General features: G+C 60.2%; 22 protein-coding genes and 1 riboswitch. Of the genes, 7 read left to right on the top strand and 15 right to left on the bottom strand.

Annotated elements, in window-relative coordinates:
• Positions 1 to 93: 93 nt before the first annotated feature.
• From PMI01S_RS22680 to cobO, 6 genes are read right to left on the bottom strand one after another with little or no spacing between them, the layout of a single operon-like run.
• On the bottom strand, positions 94 to 1,545 hold the full coding sequence (locus PMI01S_RS22680; protein WP_084322355.1) for a cobyric acid synthase: 1,452 nt from the start codon (positions 1,543 to 1,545) through the stop codon (positions 94 to 96).
• Positions 1,542 to 2,534, bottom strand: a complete 993-nt coding sequence (gene cobD / locus PMI01S_RS22675) for a threonine-phosphate decarboxylase CobD (RefSeq protein ID WP_084322354.1) — start codon at positions 2,532 to 2,534, stop codon at positions 1,542 to 1,544. The genes PMI01S_RS22680 and cobD overlap by 4 nt, the downstream gene beginning before the upstream one ends.
• Positions 2,527 to 3,435, bottom strand: coding sequence for an adenosylcobinamide-phosphate synthase CbiB (gene cbiB, locus PMI01S_RS22670; RefSeq protein WP_084322353.1), 909 nt, complete (start codon positions 3,433 to 3,435; stop codon positions 2,527 to 2,529). The genes cobD and cbiB overlap by 8 nt, the downstream gene beginning before the upstream one ends.
• Entirely contained in the window at positions 3,432 to 4,082 is a 651-nt protein-coding gene (bluB, locus tag PMI01S_RS22665) for a 5,6-dimethylbenzimidazole synthase (RefSeq protein ID WP_084322352.1), read from the bottom strand. The genes cbiB and bluB overlap by 4 nt, the downstream gene beginning before the upstream one ends.
• Positions 4,079 to 5,476 (bottom strand): cobyrinic acid a,c-diamide synthase CobB, encoded by a 1,398-nt coding sequence (locus PMI01S_RS22660; protein WP_084322351.1) that lies wholly within the window; start codon positions 5,474 to 5,476, stop codon positions 4,079 to 4,081. Before PMI01S_RS22660 ends, bluB begins: the two co-directional genes overlap by 4 nt.
• The gene (cobO, locus tag PMI01S_RS22655) at positions 5,473 to 6,084 is read right to left on the bottom strand and encodes a cob(I)yrinic acid a,c-diamide adenosyltransferase (RefSeq protein WP_084322350.1); all 612 of its coding nucleotides are present in this window, start codon (positions 6,082 to 6,084) and stop codon (positions 5,473 to 5,475) included. Before cobO ends, PMI01S_RS22660 begins: the two co-directional genes overlap by 4 nt.
• Positions 6,085 to 6,165: 81 nt before the next feature.
• Positions 6,166 to 6,400: riboswitch (cobalamin riboswitch) on the bottom strand.
• Positions 6,401 to 6,554: 154 nt separating this feature from the next.
• Between cobO and PMI01S_RS22650 the strand changes: the two genes are divergently transcribed.
• Together PMI01S_RS22650 and PMI01S_RS22645 are read left to right on the top strand one after the other, a co-directional pair.
• On the top strand, positions 6,555 to 7,139 hold the full coding sequence (locus PMI01S_RS22650) for a hypothetical protein (protein ID WP_084322349.1): 585 nt from the start codon (positions 6,555 to 6,557) through the stop codon (positions 7,137 to 7,139).
• Between the two features lie 67 nt (positions 7,140 to 7,206).
• Entirely contained in the window at positions 7,207 to 8,520 is a 1,314-nt protein-coding gene (locus PMI01S_RS22645) for a PQQ-dependent sugar dehydrogenase (protein WP_084322348.1), read from the top strand.
• A 115-nt stretch (positions 8,521 to 8,635) separates the two neighbouring features.
• Here the strand turns inward: PMI01S_RS22645 and PMI01S_RS22640 are convergent, their stop codons facing one another.
• From PMI01S_RS22640 to PMI01S_RS22615, 6 genes are all read right to left on the bottom strand, one after another.
• Positions 8,636 to 9,307, bottom strand: coding sequence for an O-methyltransferase (locus PMI01S_RS22640; RefSeq protein ID WP_084322347.1), 672 nt, complete (start codon positions 9,305 to 9,307; stop codon positions 8,636 to 8,638).
• A gap of 15 nt (positions 9,308 to 9,322) precedes the next feature.
• Positions 9,323 to 9,859 (bottom strand): C40 family peptidase, encoded by a 537-nt coding sequence (locus PMI01S_RS22635; RefSeq protein ID WP_084322346.1) that lies wholly within the window; start codon positions 9,857 to 9,859, stop codon positions 9,323 to 9,325.
• Positions 9,860 to 10,081: 222 nt separating this feature from the next.
• Positions 10,082 to 10,708 (bottom strand): C40 family peptidase, encoded by a 627-nt coding sequence (locus tag PMI01S_RS22630; RefSeq protein ID WP_017337261.1) that lies wholly within the window; start codon positions 10,706 to 10,708, stop codon positions 10,082 to 10,084.
• Between the two features lie 213 nt (positions 10,709 to 10,921).
• On the bottom strand, positions 10,922 to 11,626 hold the full coding sequence (gene hda / locus PMI01S_RS22625; RefSeq protein WP_084322345.1) for a DnaA regulatory inactivator Hda: 705 nt from the start codon (positions 11,624 to 11,626) through the stop codon (positions 10,922 to 10,924).
• A 230-nt stretch (positions 11,627 to 11,856) separates the two neighbouring features.
• A complete protein-coding gene (locus PMI01S_RS22620) occupies positions 11,857 to 12,930 on the bottom strand; it encodes an AI-2E family transporter (RefSeq protein WP_084322344.1) in 1,074 nt (357 codons plus the stop codon).
• A gap of 38 nt (positions 12,931 to 12,968) precedes the next feature.
• Positions 12,969 to 14,027, bottom strand: a complete 1,059-nt coding sequence (locus PMI01S_RS22615) for a DUF2066 domain-containing protein (protein ID WP_084322343.1) — start codon at positions 14,025 to 14,027, stop codon at positions 12,969 to 12,971.
• Between the two features lie 384 nt (positions 14,028 to 14,411).
• Between PMI01S_RS22615 and purM the strand changes: the two genes are divergently transcribed.
• From purM to PMI01S_RS22590, 5 genes are all read left to right on the top strand, one after another.
• The gene (gene purM / locus PMI01S_RS22610) at positions 14,412 to 15,470 is read left to right on the top strand and encodes a phosphoribosylformylglycinamidine cyclo-ligase (RefSeq protein ID WP_008013877.1); all 1,059 of its coding nucleotides are present in this window, start codon (positions 14,412 to 14,414) and stop codon (positions 15,468 to 15,470) included.
• Positions 15,470 to 16,120 (top strand): phosphoribosylglycinamide formyltransferase, encoded by a 651-nt coding sequence (gene purN / locus PMI01S_RS22605; RefSeq protein WP_084322342.1) that lies wholly within the window; start codon positions 15,470 to 15,472, stop codon positions 16,118 to 16,120. The genes purM and purN overlap by 1 nt, the downstream gene beginning before the upstream one ends.
• An 8-nt stretch (positions 16,121 to 16,128) precedes the next feature.
• The gene (locus PMI01S_RS22600; RefSeq protein ID WP_084322341.1) at positions 16,129 to 16,842 is read left to right on the top strand and encodes a DUF3108 domain-containing protein; all 714 of its coding nucleotides are present in this window, start codon (positions 16,129 to 16,131) and stop codon (positions 16,840 to 16,842) included.
• 201 nt (positions 16,843 to 17,043) lie between these two features.
• Positions 17,044 to 17,460 (top strand): OsmC family protein, encoded by a 417-nt coding sequence (locus PMI01S_RS22595; protein ID WP_084322340.1) that lies wholly within the window; start codon positions 17,044 to 17,046, stop codon positions 17,458 to 17,460.
• Positions 17,461 to 17,521: 61 nt separating this feature from the next.
• Complete coding sequence (locus tag PMI01S_RS22590) at positions 17,522 to 18,382, top strand: pirin family protein (RefSeq protein ID WP_084322339.1); 861 nt, start codon at positions 17,522 to 17,524, stop codon at positions 18,380 to 18,382.
• 231 nt (positions 18,383 to 18,613) lie between these two features.
• Here the strand turns inward: PMI01S_RS22590 and htpG are convergent, their stop codons facing one another.
• The 3 genes from htpG to PMI01S_RS22575 all read right to left on the bottom strand — a co-directional run bounded on the left by htpG (position 18,614) and on the right by PMI01S_RS22575 (position 21,525).
• Positions 18,614 to 20,518, bottom strand: a complete 1,905-nt coding sequence (htpG, locus tag PMI01S_RS22585) for a molecular chaperone HtpG (RefSeq protein ID WP_084322390.1) — start codon at positions 20,516 to 20,518, stop codon at positions 18,614 to 18,616.
• 81 nt (positions 20,519 to 20,599) lie between these two features.
• A complete protein-coding gene (locus PMI01S_RS22580) occupies positions 20,600 to 21,052 on the bottom strand; it encodes a PaaI family thioesterase (protein WP_084322338.1) in 453 nt (150 codons plus the stop codon).
• Positions 21,049 to 21,525, bottom strand: a complete 477-nt coding sequence (locus tag PMI01S_RS22575) for a PaaI family thioesterase (protein WP_084322337.1) — start codon at positions 21,523 to 21,525, stop codon at positions 21,049 to 21,051. Before PMI01S_RS22575 ends, PMI01S_RS22580 begins: the two co-directional genes overlap by 4 nt.
• Positions 21,526 to 21,617: the final 92 nt, after the last annotated feature.

The raw sequence follows: 21,617 nt of genomic DNA, 5'->3' as shown, positions 1-21,617 counted from the left end.
GCCCGCTCCCACAGGGGAATTGCATTGATTGCAAAATGGCCTGAGATCCAATGTGGGAGCGGGCTTGCTCGCGAAGGGGCCCGTCCAGCCAACTTAAATCCCGCAGAGCTCACGCAACAGTCGGGTATCCAGATGCTTCTCCACCAAATCCGCCAACCGCTCGATATCCCGCTCGCGCAACCCGTGGTAATCCACTTCCTGTACATCCTGCAAACCCGCCCAACGCAACAGCGCGCTGCACGCCGCCGGGGATTCGAACAGGCCATGCAGATAAGTGCCGAAAATCTGCCCGTCGCCACTTTGCGCGCCGTCGCAACGGCCATCGTCCAGTTGCACGGCAGCATTTTCCAACGCCGGCCCGGTGGTCACGCCGGCATGAATTTCATAGCCGCTGACCGGCGCATCTTCCAGCGCCAGAAGCCCGCGCACATTGCGCAACTGCTTCTCTTCTTCCAGTTGCGTTTCGAACGCCAGCAACCCCAAACCGGCGCTGGAGCCCGGCGCACCTTCAAGGCCCAAAGGATCGTGCACCTGCTCGCCGAGCATTTGCAGGCCGCCGCAAATACCCAGGACTTTTCCGCCGTAACGCAAATGCCGGGCGATGGCGGTGTCCCAGCCATTGGCGCGTAAATACGCAAGGTCGCTGCGCACGCTTTTCGAGCCGGGAAGAATGATCAGGTCAGCGGGTGGAATCGCCTGGCCGGGGCCGATGAATTGCAGGTCGACTTGGGGATGCAGGCGCAGCGGATCGAAATCGGTGTGGTTGCTGATGCGCGGCAACACCGACACCACCACTTTCAACACTTGATCGGCCTTGTCGGTCTGGCGCTGATCGATGCCGTCCTCGGCTTCCAGGTGCAGGTCCATCACGTAAGGCAGAACGCCAATCACCGGTTTGCCGGTACGTGCTTCCAGCCAGTCGAGGCCCGGTTGCAGCAAGGCGATGTCGCCGCGAAAACGGTTGATGATGAAGCCTTTGACCCGTGCCTGCTCGCTCGGCGACAGCAGTTCCAGAGTGCCCACCAAATGCGCGAAGACCCCACCGCGATTGATGTCGGCGATCAGCACCACCGGGCAATCCACGGCCTCGGCGAAGCCCATGTTGGCGATGTCGCCGGCACGCAGATTGATCTCGGCCGGCGAGCCTGCACCTTCGACCATGACCACCGGATACGCCGCGCTCAGTCGCGCATGGGAGGCCAGTACCGCTTGCATGGCGATGGCTTTGTAGTCGTGATATGCGACCGCGTTCATCGTCGTGACGGCGCGACCATGAATGATCACTTGCGCGCCGGTGTCGCTGTTGGGTTTGAGCAGCACCGGGTTCATGTCGGTGTGCGGTTCGAGATGGGCGGCCTGCGCCTGCACCGCTTGCGCACGTCCAATCTCGCCACCGTCGGCGGTCACAGCACTGTTGAGCGCCATGTTCTGAGGCTTGAACGGCACGACGCGTACGCCCTGGCGCGTGACCCAGCGACACAGCGCCGTCACCAGTGTGCTTTTACCGGCATCGGAGGTGGTGCCTTGCACCATCAACGTAGTCATCGGGTTTCCTTGGCGTAGGCATCGAACGCTTGATCGAGTCGGGTCCAGTCGGCTTCTTCGCCAGGCAAGCCGAAACGCAGGCTGCTGTTGTGGGTGAACAAGCGCAGCAGAATGCCGTGCCGGGCCATGAACTCATGCAGTTCTTCGGCGCGATCGGTGGTCAGCCACTGAAACAGCGCACAACCACCCTGAGGTTTGAAACCGTGTTTTTCCAGAAGCACCGCCAGACGTTCGCTGGCTTGTTCGGTACGCACGCGTTGCCTGGCATGGCCTTCGGTATCCTGCAAACAGGCTTGGCCCAACACCCGAGTCGGTCCGCTGACGGCCCAGGGCCCGACTTGTTCGGCGAGCAATTTGAGCAACTTGCGCTCTGCCAGCACGAACCCCAACCGCACACCGGCCAGACCAAAAAACTTGCCGAAAGAGCGCAACACGATCAAACCGACCTGATGGGCACACGGCGCCAGGCTCAGTTGGGGTGTGTTGTCCATGAACGCTTCGTCCACCACCAGCCAGCCACCGCGCTGGGCCAGTCTGGAATGCCAATCGAGAAGACGACTCGGAGTCAGGCTCAGGCCCGTGGGATTGTTCGGGTTGACCACCACCAGCACGTCGAGGCTGTCGAGGAAGAAGTCGACCTCCTGCTCCATTACTTCACGCACGACGTAGCCATTACGGCGCCACGCTTCGGCGTGCTCGGCGTAACACGGCGACAGCACGCCGACCTTGCCGACCCGACGCAAACGCGGCAGCAACTGGATCGCCATTTGCGAACCGGCCACCGGCAGCGCCTGCGCGGCACCGTAATAATCGCAAGCTGCTTGTTCCAGCCCGTCATCGCTTTCCGGCAATCGCGCCCAGGCGCGCAACGGAATGTCCGGGACCGGAAACGCCCAGGGCGCGAGGCCGCTGGACAGGTCAAGCCAATCGGCTTCGGCGATGCCGTATTCGAGCGCGGCCTTGCGCAACCGTCCACCGTGTTCAAGCATAGAATTCAGCCCCCACGCAGAGAATCAGCAGCCATAACCATACCCCGCGCTGGACCAATTGCCAGCCACGGTCAATGGAGTCGGCATCCGCCGGCACGCCTTCGCCCAACGGCGGACGCTGATGCAATTCGCCGTGATAAATCGCCGCCCCGCCCAACTCGACGCCCAGTGCACCGGCACCGGCGGCCATCACCGGACCGGCGTTCGGGCTGTCCCAGGTCGGGCCCTGGGTGCGCCAGCATTTCAGGGCGAGTCGGGTTTTGCCCAACAGCGCGTAGGTCAATGCGACCAGTCGCGCAGGAATATAGTTGAGCACGTCGTCGATCTTCGCTGCGGCCCAGCCGAAACGTTCGAAGCGCTCGTTGCGATAACCCCACATCGCATCCAGCGTATTGCTCAATCGGTAGAGCACCACGCCGGGCGCGCCGGCCACGGCAAACCAGAACAGCGCGGCAAACACCGCGTCACTGCCGTTCTCCAGGACGGATTCGGTGGCGGCACGAGCGACTTCGGTTTTATCCAGTTCACTGGTCTGGCGACTGACCAGGTAACCGACACGCGTGCGCGCTTCCTCCAGATCATCACTGCGCAGCGCCTTCGCCACAGGCGTGACGTGTTCACCGAGGCTGCGCATGCCGAGCGCGCAATAGAGTGCGAGAATCTCGACGATCCAGCCGACATAAGGCGCCCAGGAAAAAGCCGTGGCGAGCAAGGTCAGCGGTACGACCGCGATCACCCAGGCGGTAACGCCGTGGCTGCGCCAGCCGCGTCCACCGCCATTGAAACGTTGTTCGATGCGGTCGGCAAAACGGCCGAACGCCACCAGCGGATGCCAGCGCCTGGGTTCACCCAGCAGCGCATCCAGCGCAACTGCGGCGACACTCAACAACGCCACACTCATTGACTCACTCCCCAAAAATTCTCATACAGCAATTCACTTAGCGGACGCGCCTGCGCCCAGCCTTCGAGTACCAGCATCGGCGCCGGATAGAATTCCTTGACCGGCCCGAGGCAAAGAATCGCCAAGGGCTTGGCTCCGACGGGCAACCCCAGCAGGTCGGCCAGGGCTTGCGGTTCGAATAAAGAGACCCAGCCCATGCCGAGTCCTTCGGCACGGGACGCCAGCCACAGGTTCTGGATTGCGCAGGACAGCGAGGCCATGTCCATTTCCGGCAAGGTCCGGCGACCGAAAATGTGGCGTTCACGATCGTCCATCAGCGCAGCGACCAACACTTCTGCGCAATCGTTGATGCCTTCGACTTTCAGCCTCATGAATTCGTCGGTGCGTTCGCCGAGGGCTTCGGCGGTGCGGATGCGTTCTTCTTCCACCAGCAACTGGATCTTTCCGCGCAGGGCGCGATCGCTGATGCGGATGAATCGCCAGGGCTGCATCAGGCCGACGCTTGGGGCCTGATGCGCGGCTTCGAGCAGGCGCCGGAGCAACTCGGGTTCGACGGTGCCGCCGCTGAAGTGGCGCATGTCTCGGCGCTCGGCTATCGCGCGATACACCGCCTCCCGTTCGGCCGGACTGAATGCGTTGTCGGTCATGGCCTCTTCGCGAGCAAGCCCGCTCCCACAGGGGTTAGGTGATCCAGTGTGGGAGCGACGGTGCGACGATTCGACGTGTTCGCGATGGCGTCCTCACGGTCAGGCGCAAACAACGCGGCAACAGCCGTCGGATTGGACGGAAAATAAAAATGCACGTAGGAAGCCGTCATCCGCCCCTCACGATAAACCGCTTCCGCACCCCGCCCGCCGTTAGGGCTCAGGCCACGGGCAATCGGCTCAAGTTCGGTACTGGTCAACGAATGGTGATAGGTATGCCCACGCAGCGAACCTTCGGGTAACTCGACCGCCTGCAACGCCAGTGCCGCCAGCCGTTTCTGCATCACCGCGTCACCGGCCAGCAAACCGACCAGCTCTGCGCGAGTACCTTCGACATCGGTCAACGAATCGAGCAAATACAACATCCCGCCACACTCGGCCAACAATGGCTTGCCCGCCGCGTGGTGAGCGCGGATGGCATTGAGCATCGGGGCGTTCTGCGCCAGCGCCACATGGTGTAACTCCGGGTAACCGCCCGGCAGATAGAGGCTGTCAGCCTCCGGCAATTGCGCGTCGCGGATCGGCGAGAAAAACAGCAACTCGGCACCCATGGCTCGCAGCAAGTCCAGACTTGCGCCGTAGGTGAATGCGAAGGCTTCGTCGCGGGCCACGGCAATTCGCACACCGGCCAACAACGGCTCGGCGGCGATCACGTCAGGCGCAGCGAATTCCACTGCGGGTGGCAGCGCGACTTCGCAACTGCTGGCCAAGGCATCGGCCGCCGCATCCAGGCGCAGATCGAGATCGTTCAATTCACTGGCCTGGACCAGGCCGAGGTGCCGACTCGGCAATTCAATCCCGGTTTCCCGGGACAACGCGCCGTACCAGCGCAAGCCTTCAGTGAGGCTGCCTTCAAGCAATTGCGCATGGCGCAAAGTGCCCACACGGTTGGCCAGCACTCCGGCGAACGGCAGGTCCGGCTGATACTTCGCCAACCCCAACGCCAGCGCACCGAAGGTCTGCGCCATCGCCGTGCCGTCGATCACCCCGAGCACCGGCACACCGAAATGCCGCGCCAGGTCAGCGCTGGAAGGCATGCCGTCGAACAAGCCCATGACACCTTCGATCAGGATCAGATCCGCTTCGCCGGCGGCTTCCCACAACAGTCGACGACTTTCCTGCTCGCCGACCATCCACATGTCCAGTTGATAGACCGGCGCACCGCTGGCGCGCTCGAGAATCATCGGATCGAGAAAGTCCGGGCCGCATTTGAACACGCGCACCTTGCGCCCCTGATTGCGATGCAAACGGGCCAGCGCGGCAGTGACGGTGGTCTTGCCCTGACCGGAGGCCGGCGCGGCAATCAAGACCGCCGGGCAATGACGGGGCTGATTCACAGCTCGACGCCTTTTTGCGCTTTGATCCCGGCCTGGAAGGCGTGCTTGATGACGCCCATTTCAGTGACGGTGTCGGCCAGTTCGATCATTTCCGGCTTGGCGCCGCGGCCGGTGACGACCACGTGCTGCATTGGCGGACGCGCCTGCAAGTCGCTGAGCACCTGATCAAGATCGAGGTAACCGTGCTTGAGGGCGATGTTCAATTCATCCAGCACCACCAGACCGACCGACGGATCACGCAACAATTCACGGGAAACGGCCCAGGCGGCTTCGGCGGCGGCGATGTCACGCTGGCGGTCCTGGGTTTCCCAGGTAAAGCCCTCGCCCATCACATGAAAACGCACCTGCTCGGGAAAGCGCCGGAAAAACAGTTCTTCGCCCGTGCTGTTGCGGCCCTTGATGAACTGCACCACGCCGCACTGCATGCCGTGGCCCATGGAGCGGGCGAGCATGCCGAACGCCGAGCTGCTTTTGCCTTTGCCATTGCCGGTCAGCACCAGCAGCAGGCCGCATTCATTCGGCGAATTGGCGATGCGTTCGTCGATCACGGCTTTTTTACGCAGCATGCGCGCCAGATGGCGTTCGTCACGATCGGGAGTATCAGTCATGGGGGAGCTCTCCGTTGAGGCTGGATAACGGCGGGCAGGCACAAGAATAGACGGCAAGAAGCCTGGCATCGCCCACCGTGATGCCGCTGGATGGATCAGGCCGGTCTCCGGGCTCATGAGCGGCGTTTCGCCTGACTGCGCGCCTTCCCATGCCGGTATCGACACAGTGGCAAAAATGCTCAGTCTTCACTCATTTACCGTTGCGGGGGCAGCGCCGGAATCGTGATTGTTCCTGAATTGAACGAACGCACTCACCGGCTTCCCTGTTTCACTCTGTCGACCAAGGTCACAGAGCACCTGAAACAAGCCGCGAAGGTTAGAGGGTTGGGGGTGGAGCGTCAATTAAAGCCGGGACGCCGTCGGGCGAATAACTGCCGCTGATCAATTTACTGACGCCAATCTTGTGCCACACTTCCAGCAGTGATATCAAAGAGCCACAACCCCACATCACAATAACAAGGGTAAGCCACATGCAAGGCATGATCATCAGCAATCCGAAGCTGGAATTCCTGCGCCCGGTTCTCGAACGCTGGTTTGACTGTATCGACCGTTATAACGCCGTGCGCGGCGATAATGACACGCCTTACTGGTACGACGAAAAAGCCAACCTCGGCTTGCTCTCGGCCGCCGCGTGGATGGCGGAAATGGTCACGCTGCAACAGACCCCCAGCCGCAAACAGAACGAGGAAGGTGAACGCAACGCCCGCGCCGACCTGTTCATCGCCACCAGCGAAGAGCGTGCCTACCTTCAAGCCACGCAACGCTGGCCGCGGGTCAACAGCCTGAACCTGACACAAGCGCTGGCCGATATCACCAGCGACGCCAGGCGAATCAGCTACGCCAGCGACCTGAAACTCGGCTGCCTGTTCGTTGCACCGCAAAAAGCCCAGCACGGCGCTACCCCGGAAGAACTCCAGGACATGGTCGACGACCTGCAAAAGGAACACACCTGTGCCGTCGCCTGGTATTTCCCCTACGCGTATCGCAAGTTGCGCAATGAAGCGGGCAACTATCACCCCGGCATCGCCGTGCTGTTCAAGGAAGCCCGCGGCTGACGGTTGAACCATCGCGGGCTTGCGCTTCTCTACTGATCAGGTCACTGCATTTTTAGGGAAGATCAGCATGCGCAAGCCCCCGTTCGTTCTCGTCATCGTCCTCGCCGGAGGGCTCGTCGCCTGCGGCGAAACCTCCAGACTGCAAGTCTCCGACGGCACCGGCCCGTCGCCCAAACTGCCCGAACCGAACAAAACCCTGATCCCGACGGTGAACATCGCCCCGGCGATCGGCTGGCCGGACGGTGCCAAACCCATCGCCGCCGCGGGCACTCAGGTGGCGGCGTTCGCCGAAGGCCTCGATCACCCGCGCTGGCTGTATGTGCTGCCGAACGGTGACGTGCTCGTCGCCGAAACCAACGCGCCGCCAAAACCCGATGACGGCAAAGGCGTTAAAGGCTGGGTCATGAAGAAAGTCATGGGACGCGCCGGTGCCGCCGTGCCGAGCCCGAACCGCATTACACTGTTGCGGGACAAGGATCATGACGGCATCGCCGACACCCGTACGGTGTTTCTGGAAAACCTCAATTCGCCCTTCGGCATGACGCTGGTCGGCAATGACCTGTATGTCGCCGACACGGACCGCTTGCTGCGTTTCCACTATGAGAATGGCGACACGGCCATCAAGTCGCAGCCGATCAAAGTGGTAGACCTGCCGGGAGGTACGCTGAATCACCACTGGACCAAAAACGTCATTGCCAGCAAGGACGGCAGTAAGCTGTACGTCACGGTGGGTTCCAACAGCAATGTCGCCGAAAACGGCATGGATCAGGAAGAAGGCCGCGCGGCGATCTGGGAAGTGGATCGCGCCACCGGCAATCACCGGCTCTTCGCCTCCGGCCTGCGCAACCCCAACGGTATGGCGTGGGAACCGCAGAGTGGAGCGTTATGGACTGCTGTGAACGAACGGGATGAAATCGGCAGCGACCTGGTGCCGGACTACATCACTTCAGTGAAGGACGGCGGGTTCTACGGCTGGCCTTACAGCTATTACGGCCAGCACGTCGACATTCGCGTCGAACCGCAAAACCCTGACCTGGTCGCCAAAGCCATCGCGCCGGACTATGCAGTCGGCCCGCACACCGCGTCACTGGGCCTGACGTTCGCTGAAGGCAACTCGCTGCCAGCGCAATTCAAGGAAGGCGCGTTCATTGGGCAGCACGGTTCGTGGAACCGTAAACCGCACAGTGGTTACAAAGTGATATTCGTGCCGTTCAGTGCTGGCAAGCCAAACGGGCAACCTGTGGATGTACTTACGGGTTTCCTCAATGACGAAGAGAAAGCCATGGGTCGGCCGGTGGGTGTGGTGATTGATCAGCAGGGTGATTTGCTGGTGGCCGATGATGTGGGGAACAAGGTGTGGCGGGTTTCTGCGGCGAAGTAATCTCGAACCGCCAATACATAACAAATGTGGGAGCGGGCTTGCTCGCGAATGCTGACCGACAGTCAACATTGAAGTTGAATGTTATGACGCATTCGCGAGCAAGCCCGCTCCCACATTAGATCGGTGTAGTGCCTACCTTTTTGCGACACAGCGTTAAACCGTCTCCTACAGGCAACAACGACAGATCCACACGCGAGTCATCCTTCAAGGCGAGATTGAGCGCCTGGATGGCTCGGGTGTCTTCGCTCTCAGGATTCTGCTCAAGCACCCGCCCGCTCCACAGCGTGTTATCGAACACCGCCAGGCCTCCGCCACGCAGCAAACGCAGCGCATGCTCCAGGTAGGCTGGATAGTTCGCCTTGTCGGCATCAATGAAAATCAAATCGAATTGTCCGGGCTGATCCAACTGACCCAAGGTTTCCAGCGCAGGCGCCAGGCGCAGGTCAATTCGTTCGGCGAGCCCTGCTTCCTGCCAGTAACTGCGCGCCGTGGCGTTGTAGTCACCAGGAATGTCACAGCAGATTAGTGAACCGTCCTCCGGCAACGCCGCCGCCATGCACAACGCGCTGTAACCGGTGAAGGTGCCGACTTCCAGCAAGCGCCTGGCGCCGGTGAGTTTCACTAGCAATGCGAGGAATTGCCCCTGCTCCGGGGCCACCTGCCAGCGTGCCATCGGCAGCGCCTGGGTTTCATCGCGCAAACGCTTGAGCAGCGGCGTTTCCCTCAGGGAAACGTCGAGCAGGTATTGATACAGGGAATCGTCGAGATTGAGTGTCCGAGCGGTCATGACGACCTCTGCGAATTAAGGGTTGCGCGCCAGATGCTCAGGTTGCAGGACACGCTTGGCGCTGAGGTAGGCTTTCTGCCAATAAGCTTTGGACAAGCTGTCGAGCTTCACCGTGCCACCCGTGGCCGGCGCATGGACGAAGCGGCCTTCACCGACGTAGATCCCGGCGTGGCTGACCTGAGAGCCGCCATTGGTGGCAAAGAAAATCAGGTCGCCGGTTTGCAGGCCTTCCTTGCCGACATTGGCCGCTTGCATGCTGATCATCTCGCGGGTAGTGCGCGGCAGAGAGATGCCGGTGACGTCACGGTAGACGTAACCGATCAGGCCGCTGCAATCGAACCCGGAATCGGGCGTATTGCCGCCCCAGCGATAAGGCGTGCCGACCAGGCCCAACGCGCGAAACAGCACATCTTCGGCCTCAGGCGAAAAAGGTTGGGGTGAACCGAAGACAATCGGCGCGCGAACCACCGGCGCAGGCGGCGGTGTACGGCTGGCGCAGGCGCTGAGCAGCGCTGCGAAGAACATGAGTGCGAGGCGGGCCGACATCGTCATAAGCAGAACATCCTGATCTGGCTGCGGCTTTTTTCTGCCGACAGGGCAGAAAAGAAAACCGCCTGCGCAGGACGCAGGCGGTTTGCCATCAATAATAGATCAGGATTCTAGCGGCTATGCGGCAAACTTCAAGTAAGACTTTAAGTTCGCCTTACAAACTGTCCGCCTACTCTGTTGCAGAGAGGCTTTTTGTCGCCACTGAAGTGGCGACAAGTTGATGCATTACTTGCGAGCCGTGACCACGGTCGGGGCCATCGCGAGTGCGCGCTTGGCTTCAATGAAGGTCTTGCTCCAGTAGCTGTCGCCCAGGCTATCGACCCGGACACCACCGCTTTTGCGGCTGCTGGAGTGGATGAACTGGTTGTCACCGAGGTAGATCCCCGCGTGACTGACACGACCGCGACGGCCGTTGGTGGCGAAGAACAGCAGATCGCCCGGTTTGAGCGCGCTACGAGCAACCAGCGGCGCGTCCACGTTGATCATTTCGCGAGTGGAACGCGGCAGGTTCATGCCGGCTTCTTCACGGAACAGATAACCGATGAAACCGCTGCAATCGAAGCCAGCCTCGGAGGTGCCGCCGAAACGGTAACGGGTACCGATCAGGGACATGCCACGTTCGAGGATGCTGTCGGCCAGAACCGGAAGCTGGTAGGACTTGCCGTCAGCGAAGTCTGCCAGTTCTTTATCGGTGGCCAGCTCTTCCTGGAAAAGAACGGAAGAGGATTGCGCAGTAACAGAATTTTTAACCTGCTGTTGAGGCGCTTGCTCCGACACTGGAGAGTGGGCAGCGCAACCGAACAACAGGGTGACGAGTGCGAGAGGCACGAGGGGTGCAAAGCGATTTAGCATGGGCACGACCGTGGCTGATAGTTGTAAAGAAGCCGAGACTATGCCCGCTATCATCCTCATTTGCAAATTCAATCGAACTTTATGTGACTTTCCGGTTTCGCGTTTCCATCTAAGCGCTTAAGCCCCATTTAGACGCTTGCGCGACCTACACCCCGTAGGAAAGCGCACTTTTTGGCGCCTGAAAAATGCCAAAAACCTTGCAGGGCTTGGCTTTTACCAGCCCAGAGTCTCCTTCAGAAACGGAATGGTCAGCTTGCGCTGAGCTTGAAGGGAGGCCTGATCGAGACGCTCAAGCAGCTCGAAAAGCGCACTCATGCTGCGAGTGCCACGGGTCAGAATAAAATGCCCGACTTCATCGGTCAGGTGCAATCCACGACGAGACGCACGCAGTTGAAGGGCGCGCAATTTGTCTTCGTCGGACAGCGGTCGCATCTGGAAGATCAGTGCCAGCGTGAGACGGGATTTCAGGTCCGCCAGCTTCACCGGCAATTCGCGCGGTGACGTCGATGCTGCAATCAGCAGGCGCCGACCGCTGTCACGCAGGCGATTGAACAGATGGAACAACGCCTCTTCCCAGTCCGCCTTGCCAGCAACCGCCTGCAGATCATCCAGGCAGACCAGTTCGTACTGTTCGAGGTTGTCGAGAATTTCGGTGCCGCGATCCATCAACTCGGCCAGTGGCAGATACACCGCCGGCTCACCCATCTGCTCGAAGCGCAAGCAGGCTGCCTGCAACAAATGCGTACGCCCTACCCCGTGCTTGCCCCAGAGGTAAATCAGGCTCTCGGTCCAGCCGGCGTCGGCTTCGCACAGCCGCTCGACATAGCCGAGTGCAGCGGCATTGGCGCCTGGGTAGTAATTGATAAAGGTAGCGTCATCACGCAGACGCACACCTAGGGGCAGCTGAATCGGTTTCATGCTGACTGAACAGTTCCAAAGGAACCGTTAGTGGCCTCTGTGTAAAGTGTGCGAAGTTTATACCCGTGAAGCTGACCGCACAATGCGACAGACCATAAGCAAAATCAAAGGTTTGCGTTATCGCCCCGGTTTCATGTGCGTTTCTTTGGCGGCGTATGTGACAGCCGCCCATGGGACACGGGCCAGCCTGTCACTGAACCAGGCCGCCCGCAATGCGTCATCGGCGACCTCTAGAGCTCAGGTTCGTCGACGCCGCCGTAGATATCAGAATCTTTATACAAATCATGCACATGGCGCACCAGCACCATAATCACCGCCGCCACAGGGAGCGCCAGCAGCACGCCGGTAAAACCGAACAGCTCACCACCGGCCAGAATCGCAAAGATCACCGCCACCGGGTGCAGACCGATGCGGTCGCCCACCAGCAACGGCGTCAGCACCATGCCCTCCAGCGCCTGGCCAACCATGAACACCGCAACGATGCCAACCATTGGGTACAAGTCGCCACCAAACTGGAACAGGCCGGCAATCAGCGCCGCGCCAATCCCGATGACAAACCCCATGTACGGCACAATCGCCGCCAGACCGGCAATCATCCCGATCAACAGCCCCAGTTCCAGCCCGACCAGCATCAGCCCTGCCGAATAGATGACACCCAGCGCCACCATCACCAGCAATTGCCCGCGCACGAACGCACCAAGCACTTCATGGCATTCGCCTGCCAGGATCACCACGCGCTCTTCACGGTCACGGGGTAGCAGGCTGCGGATCTTGGCCACCATCAGGTCCCAGTCCCGCAATAGATAGAAGCTCACGACCGGGATCAGCACCAGATTGGCCAGCCAACCGATCAACGCAAGACCGGATGCAGTGGCCTGACTCAGCACCACGCCCACGATGTCGGTGGTCTGCCCCATGTGTTCGCTGATCGCCGCTTTAAGCTTGTCGAACTTCCAGAAACCGTCCGACAGCCCGAATTTCGATTGCGCCCACGGCAATGCGGTGTGCTGCAACCAGTCGAGCATCTGCGGCGCCAGCTCGTACAGGCGAAACAACTGCTTGGCGAGCATCGGCACCAGCACCAGCAGCAACGTGGTGAAGATCAAGGTGAACAGCGCGAACACCGCCACCACGCCCCAGGTCCGGGACAGGCCGGCCTTTTCCAGCCGATCCACCAGCGGATCGAACAAATATGCCAACAGCAACGCCACAAGAAACGGCGTCAGAATCGGATGCAACAGCCAGATAAACGCGCAGAGCAGAACCACCCCACCCAACCAGAACCAACGCCGCGTATCGGCCATGTACCACTCCATTTGCATCTATATAAAGAAAGAAAGCCTTACCAACGGAAACGCAACTGCGGCACCGGTGCAGGCGGTGGCGCGACAACAGTCGCCGAGCCCTCTGCCACCGGCTGGACAGGCACGGTCGGCGCCGGGGCTTCACCCGCCGGAACCTCTTGCAACTTCGCCAGCGACAACTGCGACCGCAACTGCTCGGCGCTGCCATTGACCCGGTAGAGAATCCGGTCAGCGTCAACACTTTGCAGGCGCGCGCCAAACGGTTCCAGCAAACGCCCAAGCGTCGCATAACGCTCCAGATTCATGCCCTGCACTTCCAGCAGCTGCTCGCCCGAACTTCCGGGCTTGACCACAAAGCGTGGTGCCAGTCGCTGGCTGACCGCGAGCAGTACCGCATCGGCGACAGCGGCCTGATCCGCGCCCTGCACGCTGCCCGCTTCTTTCTGGTCGCCCAGCCACAGATGCCATTTTGCCTGCCACTGACCACTCTCTTCACGGGCATGCACGGCCAGCAAGGCGTCGGCATTGTAACGATCCGATGCGCCGCGCAGGGGCGCCGCATCGGTGCCTTCAAGATTCGGCGCGGTGGCGACCAGTTGCTCGCTCAGGTCCGCCAGTGGCAGCCGCAGTGGCAGACCACGGTGCTGTGCCGCGCGACGCAGTGGCGCCGCGCTGGCCTGGCCATCACCCACCAGACTCGAACCTTCGGTCGAGTCGTTCAGCCACCACGTCAGAATCGATGGCCGGTTCGCGCCCCACAATGACAGCCCGGCACGGCGCAACGCCTGCTCGGTGCTGGCCGGGTCGAAATCCACCTTCAGCACTTCCGGCGGGCCGGCTTCGAAACCGTACTGGCTGATGATCTGCTGCGGGTCCTTGCGAATGGCGGCCAACCCCGGACTTTGCACAGCCTTGGGATCGCCGGTCAGGCGCAGCACCAGCGTGTCGAGCGCACGCTGGGTGGCTTGATCACGCTCCTCTGGCGCCTGGCTGGTGACAGGCTCGCGCACCTGATAAAGGCTTTTGACCGTTTCGGCATGACTCACCAGGCTGACCAGAGACAAACAACCCACAAACAATGATCTGAAAAAACGCATGGAGGATTCCTGACGACAAGAGCGGCTGGAACTGACCGCATGAAGATAATCGGGCAAGGCTGTGACCATCGCCCCACGCAAAACATTCACACGTCCCGGTTAAGTTTTTCGCACTGCCATAACGATAGACGGATAATCGCGATACCTTATACAGCCAAGCGGGAGGCGACCAACACGGGCAATAACGGTTTTTTTGTATCGATATGCCCCTGCTGTCGGCCTGAGGATGGCCGCTGCCCCTCAAGCCTGATAAAATCGCGCGCCTTCGCAGACCGGCAACAGCCGGGCACCCTGAAATTCGCGCAAGGCACATGCCCTTCGTTTGTTTCGGCGGTCCCACTGGACTCGGTCGTTACCCCTGAATCCCCCCTAAAGGCCTGGATCATGAGCAAGCAACCCTCCCTGAGCTACAAGGACGCCGGTGTAGACATCGACGCCGGTGAAGCATTGGTCGAACGCATCAAGAGCGTCGCCAAGCGCACTGCGCGCCCGGAAGTCATGGGCGGCCTGGGCGGTTTTGGCGCCCTCTGCGAAATCCCGGCCGGCTACAAGCAGCCAGTGCTGGTTTCCGGCACTGACGGCGTCGGCACCAAGCTGCGTCTGGCGCTGAACCTGAACAAGCACGACAGCATCGGCATCGACCTGGTGGCCATGTGCGTGAACGACCTGGTGGTCTGCGGCGCCGAGCCGCTGTTCTTCCTGGACTACTACGCCACCGGCAAACTGAACGTCGAAACCGCGACCCAGGTCGTGACCGGCATCGGCGCAGGCTGCGAACTGTCCGGCTGCTCCCTGGTCGGCGGTGAAACCGCTGAAATGCCGGGCATGTACGAAGGCGAAGACTACGACCTGGCCGGCTTCTGCGTCGGCGTCGTGGAAAAATCCGAAATCATCGACGGTTCCAAAGTCGCTGCCGGCGATGCCCTGCTCGCCCTGCCGTCTTCCGGCCCGCACTCCAACGGCTACTCGCTGATCCGCAAGATCATCGAAGTGTCCGGTGCCGACATCGAAAACATCCAGCTCGACGGCAAGCCGCTGACCGACCTGCTGATGGCCCCGACCCGCATCTACGTGAAACCGCTGTTGAAACTGATCAAGGAAACCGGCGCAGTCAAAGCCATGGCCCACATCACCGGTGGCGGCCTGCTGGACAACATCCCGCGCGTGCTGCCAAAAGGCGCTCAAGCGGTGGTTGACGTTGCAAGCTGGACTCGCCCTGCCGTGTTCGACTGGCTGCAAGAGAAAGGCAACGTCGACGAAAACGAAATGCACCGCGTGCTGAACTGCGGCGTTGGCATGGTGATCTGCGTGGCTCAAGAGCACGTCGAAACCGCGCTGAACGTGCTGCGTGAAGCCGGCGAGCAGCCTTGGGTCATCGGCCAGATCGCCACCGCTGCCGAAGGCGCGGCCCAGGTTGAACTGAAGAACCTCAAGGCTCATTGATGTCTCAGACCTGTGATGTGGTGGTGCTGTTGTCCGGCACCGGCAGTAACTTGCAGGCCCTGATCGACAGCACGCGGACCGGCGACAGCCCGGTCCGCATCGCCGCGGTGATTTCCAACCGCGCCGACGCCTACGGCCTGCAACGTGCCAGGGAGGCGGGTATCGACACCCGCTCCCTGGATCACAAGGCGTTCGAAGGCCGCGAAGCCTTCGATGCCGCGCTGATCGAACTGATCGACACCTTCAATCCCAAACTCGTGGTCCTGGCCGGATTCATGCGCATCCTCAGCGCTGACTTCGTGCGCCACTACGCGGGTCGCCTGCTCAACATCCATCCCTCGCTGCTACCCAAATACAAAGGGTTACACACCCATCAGCGCGCGCTGGAGGCCGGAGACACTGAACACGGCTGTTCCGTGCACTTTGTCACCGAGGAACTCGATGGCGGACCACTGGTCGTACAGGCAGTAATACCGGTAGAGTTGCAGGATTCGCCGCAGAGTCTGGCGCAGCGAGTTCACACCCAGGAACACCTGATCTACCCGATGGCCGTACGCTGGTTTGCCGAAGGCCGTTTATCACTCGGCGAACAAGGTGCTTTACTGGATGGCAAGTTACTCGCGGCCAGCGGCCACTTGATTCGAACCTAGGAGATTTTATGCGTCGCGCCCTGCTCTTCGCTTGCGCTCTGCTTGCCCTGCCTTTTGCGCAGGCAACAGAACTTCAACCTTTCTCCGCCAGCTACACCGCCGACTGGAAGCAGCTTCCAATGAGCGGCACTGCCGAGCGCAGCCTGACCAAGGAAGCCAACGGTGTCTGGAAGCTCAGCTTCAAGGCCTCGATGATGATCGCCAGCCTGACCGAAGAAAGCACCCTGACCCTGGACAAGGACACCCTGCTGCCACAGTCCTACCACTTTGAACGCGGTGGCCTGGGCAAAGCCAAAAAGGCTGACCTGGATTTCGACTGGACCGCCAAAATGGTCACCGGCACCGATCGCGGCGACGCGGTCAAGATCCCGCTCAACCGCGGCATGGTCGACAAATCCACCTATCAGCTGGCCCTGCAACACGACGTGGCCGCCGGCAAAAAAAGCATGAGCTATCAGGTGGTCGATGATGGTGAAGTCGATACCTACGACTTCCGCGTGCTGGGTTCGGAAAAAGTCGACACCAAGGCTGGCCAGATCGACGCGATCAAGGTCGAGCGCGTGCGCGACCCGACACAAAGCAAGCGCATTACCGTGCTGTGGTTCGCCAAGGATTGGGATTACCTGCTGGTTCGCCTGCAACAGGTCGAAACCGACGGCAAGGAGTACAACATCATGCTCCTGGACGGCAAGGTCAACGGCAAGTCCGTCAAAGGCAGCTGATCCGGATCGACACGAATGAGCCCCGCAAATGCGGGGCTTTTTTTCGCCCAATGCTTCGTCTGCATAACCTGTGGCGAGGGAGCTTGCTCCCGCTGGGTTGCGATCACCTCAACAAGAAAGTGGAACGCGCATCAGGTGGAATGCTCTATACCTTCAAGGTCTTTTTTGATCGAATGACTTTTCCTACTGCTGAGGTTTCCCATGACAGTTACCGTCAATACCGTTTCCGCCGAAGGTTTTCGTCACAGCGTACAAATCGATGACCACGAACTCTTTGCCGACGTACCGACCTCCGCGGGCGGTGAAGGCTCGGCACCCGAGCCGCACGATTACTTCGACGCAGCGCTCGGCGCGTGCAAGGCCCTGACCCTGAAGCTGTATGCGAAGAAAAAAGACATTCCGCTGACGGGTGTTGGTGTGGAGGTCAAACGCGACAACAGTGAAGAGCAGAAAGGCAAATACGCCCTGCACGTCAAACTCACCCTCAAGGGTGTGCTCACCGATGCCCAGCGCGACGAACTGCACCGCGTGGCCGACCGTTGCCCGGTGCACAAGCTGATGACCACCACGCAAGTCAGCATCGAAACCCATCTGTCTGAAGGCGCATTCAGCCAATAGCGGCAAGGGCGGGGCAAGCGGGTTATGCTCCACGCGTCACCCGCTCAGCCTGGAATGCACCATGAACACTCCCCTCGTGATCCGCCCCCGAGCCGAAGATGTCGAAGGCCAGCCGATTCTTCGTCCGCTGCCGTCAGCCAAATGCCGCAGCGTCGGGCCTTTTGTGTTTTTCGACCACATGCTGGAAACCCGTTATCCGGCGGGCAAAGGCATGAACATCCGTCAGCATCCGCACATTGGTCTGTCGACCCTCACCTACTTGTTTGAAGGAAAAATCCAGCACAAGGACAGCCTTGGCTCCGATCAGGTGGTGGAGGCCGGTGACGTCAGCTGGATGACCGCCGGCAGCGCCATAGCCCACGTCGAGCGTACGCCCGAGGCATTGAAGGAAAGCGGATTCACGATGCACGGTTTGCAGATCTGGCTGGCATCGCCGAAGGATCATGAGCGAGGCCCGGGGCACTACAGTCATCATCCAGCGTCCACATTGCCGGTCAGCGATAACCTTGGGGTGAAGATCCGAATGATCGCCGGGTCAGGCTTTTGCCTGGAGTCGCCAGTGCCGGTGCTTTCTCCTACGCTGTACGCGGAATTGAACCTGCAAACAGCAACCACGCTGCTGATTCCCACCGAGCATGAAGAACGGGCGCTGTATGTGTTGAGCGGTGATGCGCAGCTCGATGGCGAGCCGTTAGAGCCGTACTCGCTAGTGGTGCTGCCGGCCGGGGAAGAAATGACGTTGTTCGCCGAGAGCGACTGTCATGCGGTGTTGTTCGGCGGCGCGCCGCTGGATGGACCGCGACGGATCAACTGGAATTTTGTGGCGAGCGATCCGGCGGCTATCGACGAAGCGCGGCGACGCTGGGCGGCCGGGGATTGGCCGACTGTGCCGGGGGAAAGCGAGCGTATTGAGCTGCCTTGAGGTTTGTGGCGTTATTGCCGCCGCCATCGCGAGCAGGCTCACTCCTACGGTAGACCGAGTCGCAATCACTGTTCCCACATTGGAATGCGGTCTACTGTAGGAGCCGGCTTGCTGGCGATGGCGGCGTCGAAATCGCCATCGCCAGCAAGCCGACTCCTACAGGATCGGGTTCACAGCCAAAAAAATTCAGGTCATAAAAAACCCGCCGAAGCGGGTTTTTTTACAACGTCGTTAAACCGACAGTTCAACCAGCAGCTTGTTGAGACGGCGCACATACGCGGCCGGGTCCTTCAAGCTGTCGCCGGCCGCCAGAGCCGCCTGATCGAAGAGGATGTGCGACAGGTCGCCGAAGCGCTCGTCGCTCTGCTCGTTGTCGAGCTTCTCGATCAGCGGGTGCGCCGGGTTGAATTCGAAGATAGGCTTCGAATCCGGAACCTTCTGACCGCTGGCTTCCAGGATCTGACGCATTTGCATGCCCAGGTCCTGCTCGCCGATGGCCAGAATCGCCGGGGAGTCGGTCAGACGATGGGAAACCCGCACTTCAGCCACGGATTCGCCCAGCGCAGTTTTCAGACGCTCAACCAGACCTTCTTTGGACTTGGCGACTTCTTCCGCGGCTTTCTTGTCTTCTTCCGAATCCAGGTTGCCCAGGTCCAGGTCACCGCGCGCCACGTCGACAAAGCTCTTACCATCGAAGTCGCTGAGGTAGCTCATCAGCCACTCGTCGATGCGGTCGGTCAGCAGCAGCACTTCGATGCCTTTCTTGCGGAAGACTTCCAGGTGCGGGCTGTTTTTGACTTGCGCGTAGGTTTCGCCGGTCAGGTAGTAAATCTTGTCCTGACCTTCCTTGGCGCGCGCCAGGTACTCGGCCAGACCCACGACTTGCTCGCCTTCTTCGCCCTGAGTGGACGCGAAACGCAGCAGGCCAGCGATTTTCTCTTTGTTGGCGAAGTCTTCTGCCGGGCCTTCTTTCATGACCTGGCCAAAGTTTTTCCAGAAGCTTTTGTATTGCTCAGGCTCGTTCTTCGCCAGCTTTTCCAGCATGTCGAGAACGCGCTTGGTCAGCGCCGACTTCATGGAATCGATGATCGGGTCTTTCTGCAGAATTTCCCGCGACACGTTCAGCGACAGGTCATTGGAATCGACCACGCCTTTGATGAAGCGCAGGTACAGCGGCAGGAACGACTCGGCCTGATCCATCACGAACACGCGCTGCACATACAGCTTCAGGCCTTTCGGCGCTTCACGCTGGTACAGGTCGAACGGAGCACGGGCCGGTACGTAAAGCAGCGAGCTGTACTCGAGCTTGCCTTCGACCTTATTGTGGCTCCAGCTCAGCGGGTTTTCGAAGTCATGAGCGATGTGTTTGTAGAACTCCTGATATTCCTCGTCCTTGATCTCGGTGCGAGGACGGGTCCACAGGGCGCTGGCGCGGTTGACGGTTTCCCACTCAACGGCCGGCTTCTCTTCTCCTTCAGCGGCTGCCACTTCTTTCGGCAACTCAATCGGCAAAGCGATGTGGTCGGAGTACTTCTTGATGATGTTGCGCAGACGCCAGCCATCGGCGAACTCGTCTTCACCGGACTTCAGGTGCAGGACGATGCGAGTACCACGATCGGCTTTCTCGACGGTGGCAACTTCGAAATTACCTTCGCCCTTCGACGACCAATGCACGCCTTCGCTGGCGGCAGCACCGGCACGACGACTGAACACGTCGACTTTGTCGGCGACGATGAAGGCAGAGTAGAAACCCACACCGAACTGACCGATCAGGTGCGAATCCTTTTTCTGATCGCCCGTCAGGTGTTTCATGAAATCGGCGGTGCCGGATTTGGCGATGGTACCCAGGTGGGTAATCGCATCTTCACGGCTCATGCCGATGCCGTTGTCTTCGAGGGTGACGGTTTTAGCGTCCTTGTCGAAGCTCACACGGATTTTCAGTTCGGCGCCACCTTCCAGCAATTCAGGCTTGGACAGGGCTTCGAAACGTAATTTGTCGACAGCGTCAGAGGCGTTCGAGATCAATTCGCGAAGGAAGATTTCCTTGTTGGAATACAGCGAATGGATCATGAGGTGCAGCAGCTGCTTCACCTCGGTCTGGAAGCCCAGGGTTTCCTTTTGAGTTTCCACACTCATGGTCATCAAACTCCAATCAGATGGCAGTGGCCGCGACCTAGAGGGTCGGCGGCGGGTTGTCATCAAAGTTGGGGGCTCGGATCAGGATTTCAAGGGCTCATCGATTTTGAAGTGGGCGCGGGCCGTGGCGATGGGTTCGGATTCGGTGCTTTGCCAGGCGGTCACTGCCACGTTGGCGACACGCCGCCCCTGACGGCACACCTGACATCTGGCCCACGTGTCACGAAACTGCCCAGCGCGCAGGTAGTCGAGGGAAAAGTCGATGATCTTCGGCACGCCCGGCGAACCGGTGAGAATCAGCAAGTGCAATGCGGCGGACAGCTCCATGAACCCTGCAATCACACCGCCATGAATCGCCGGCAGTAAAGGGTTACCAATGTTGTCCTTGTTTGCCGGGAGGCGAAACAACAGGTCATCCCCGACCCGCGCGCATTCGACACCGATCAGCTTGGCGTAGGGAATCAGGTGCAGCAGCGCGGCGTAGTCGCCCTGCTCATGGGCCTGTTGCAGTTGTTCCTTGAAGGTGTCGGTCATTTCGCTCCTCCGGCGATGGCGCCACCAAACCCCTTGGTGCCTTTGACGCCCTTGCCCATGCGCATGAACGTACCCACGACATGGGCGATGGGCTGTTCGGGATCGTCCTGATAGGCAAAACCACGGGCGAAGATCACGTCCGTGGTGACCCGGTAGCACTGGGCAAAGCCATACACATCCTTGTGCAGCTCGGCCGCGTGCATGTAGTCGATGCGCAGGTCGAGGGTCGGGCAGACTTCGAACTCGGGCAGTACGCAGAGGGTGGACATGCCGCACGCGGTGTCCATCAAGGTAGTCAGCGCCCCGCCGTGGATCACGCCGGTTTGCGGATTACCGATGATTTGCGGGCTGTACGGCAGAATCACTGTGAGTCCGTCACTGCTGGCACTGTGAACTCGCAGCCCGAGTACCTGACAGTGTCGCAATGCCGATAGAAATCGTGTCGCGCGCTCAAAAACGGGGTTTTCGGCCATTTGATAAAAACTCTTCTTAGTATTCCGACATCGCACTAGGCGTGTTCGGTAAAAGTTCCCGTGGGAATAATCTTATATATCTGAACGAATTG

Source organism: Pseudomonas migulae NBRC 103157 (assembly GCF_002091715.1).
Taxonomy (GTDB): domain Bacteria; phylum Pseudomonadota; class Gammaproteobacteria; order Pseudomonadales; family Pseudomonadaceae; genus Aquipseudomonas; species Aquipseudomonas migulae_A.
The sequence above is the reverse complement of the archived record's forward strand: the minus strand, read 5'-3'. Positions and strand labels throughout refer to the sequence as shown.

Bases quoted from the DNA above. Each gene is read 5' to 3' on its own strand.
- PMI01S_RS22680 (WP_084322355.1), bottom strand. From the start codon at position 1,545: ATGACTACGTTGATGGTGCAAGGCACCACCTCCGATGCCGGTAAAAGC.
- cobD (WP_084322354.1), bottom strand. From the start codon at position 2,534: ATGCTTGAACACGGTGGACGGTTGCGCAAGGCCGCGCTCGAATACGGC.
- cbiB (WP_084322353.1), bottom strand. From the start codon at position 3,435: ATGAGTGTGGCGTTGTTGAGTGTCGCCGCAGTTGCGCTGGATGCGCTG.
- bluB (WP_084322352.1), bottom strand. From the start codon at position 4,082: ATGACCGACAACGCATTCAGTCCGGCCGAACGGGAGGCGGTGTATCGC.
- cobO (WP_084322350.1), bottom strand. From the start codon at position 6,084: ATGACTGATACTCCCGATCGTGACGAACGCCATCTGGCGCGCATGCTG.
- PMI01S_RS22650 (WP_084322349.1), top strand. From the start codon at position 6,555: ATGCAAGGCATGATCATCAGCAATCCGAAGCTGGAATTCCTGCGCCCG.
- PMI01S_RS22645 (WP_084322348.1), top strand. From the start codon at position 7,207: ATGCGCAAGCCCCCGTTCGTTCTCGTCATCGTCCTCGCCGGAGGGCTC.
- PMI01S_RS22640 (WP_084322347.1), bottom strand. From the start codon at position 9,307: ATGACCGCTCGGACACTCAATCTCGACGATTCCCTGTATCAATACCTG.
- PMI01S_RS22635 (WP_084322346.1), bottom strand. From the start codon at position 9,859: ATGACGATGTCGGCCCGCCTCGCACTCATGTTCTTCGCAGCGCTGCTC.
- PMI01S_RS22630 (WP_017337261.1), bottom strand. From the start codon at position 10,708: ATGCTAAATCGCTTTGCACCCCTCGTGCCTCTCGCACTCGTCACCCTG.
- hda (WP_084322345.1), bottom strand. From the start codon at position 11,626: ATGAAACCGATTCAGCTGCCCCTAGGTGTGCGTCTGCGTGATGACGCT.
- PMI01S_RS22620 (WP_084322344.1), bottom strand. From the start codon at position 12,930: ATGGCCGATACGCGGCGTTGGTTCTGGTTGGGTGGGGTGGTTCTGCTC.
- PMI01S_RS22615 (WP_084322343.1), bottom strand. From the start codon at position 14,027: ATGCGTTTTTTCAGATCATTGTTTGTGGGTTGTTTGTCTCTGGTCAGC.
- purM (WP_008013877.1), top strand. From the start codon at position 14,412: ATGAGCAAGCAACCCTCCCTGAGCTACAAGGACGCCGGTGTAGACATC.
- purN (WP_084322342.1), top strand. From the start codon at position 15,470: ATGTCTCAGACCTGTGATGTGGTGGTGCTGTTGTCCGGCACCGGCAGT.
- PMI01S_RS22600 (WP_084322341.1), top strand. From the start codon at position 16,129: ATGCGTCGCGCCCTGCTCTTCGCTTGCGCTCTGCTTGCCCTGCCTTTT.
- PMI01S_RS22595 (WP_084322340.1), top strand. From the start codon at position 17,044: ATGACAGTTACCGTCAATACCGTTTCCGCCGAAGGTTTTCGTCACAGC.
- PMI01S_RS22590 (WP_084322339.1), top strand. From the start codon at position 17,522: ATGAACACTCCCCTCGTGATCCGCCCCCGAGCCGAAGATGTCGAAGGC.
- htpG (WP_084322390.1), bottom strand. From the start codon at position 20,518: ATGAGTGTGGAAACTCAAAAGGAAACCCTGGGCTTCCAGACCGAGGTG.
- PMI01S_RS22580 (WP_084322338.1), bottom strand. From the start codon at position 21,052: ATGACCGACACCTTCAAGGAACAACTGCAACAGGCCCATGAGCAGGGC.
- PMI01S_RS22575 (WP_084322337.1), bottom strand. From the start codon at position 21,525: ATGGCCGAAAACCCCGTTTTTGAGCGCGCGACACGATTTCTATCGGCA.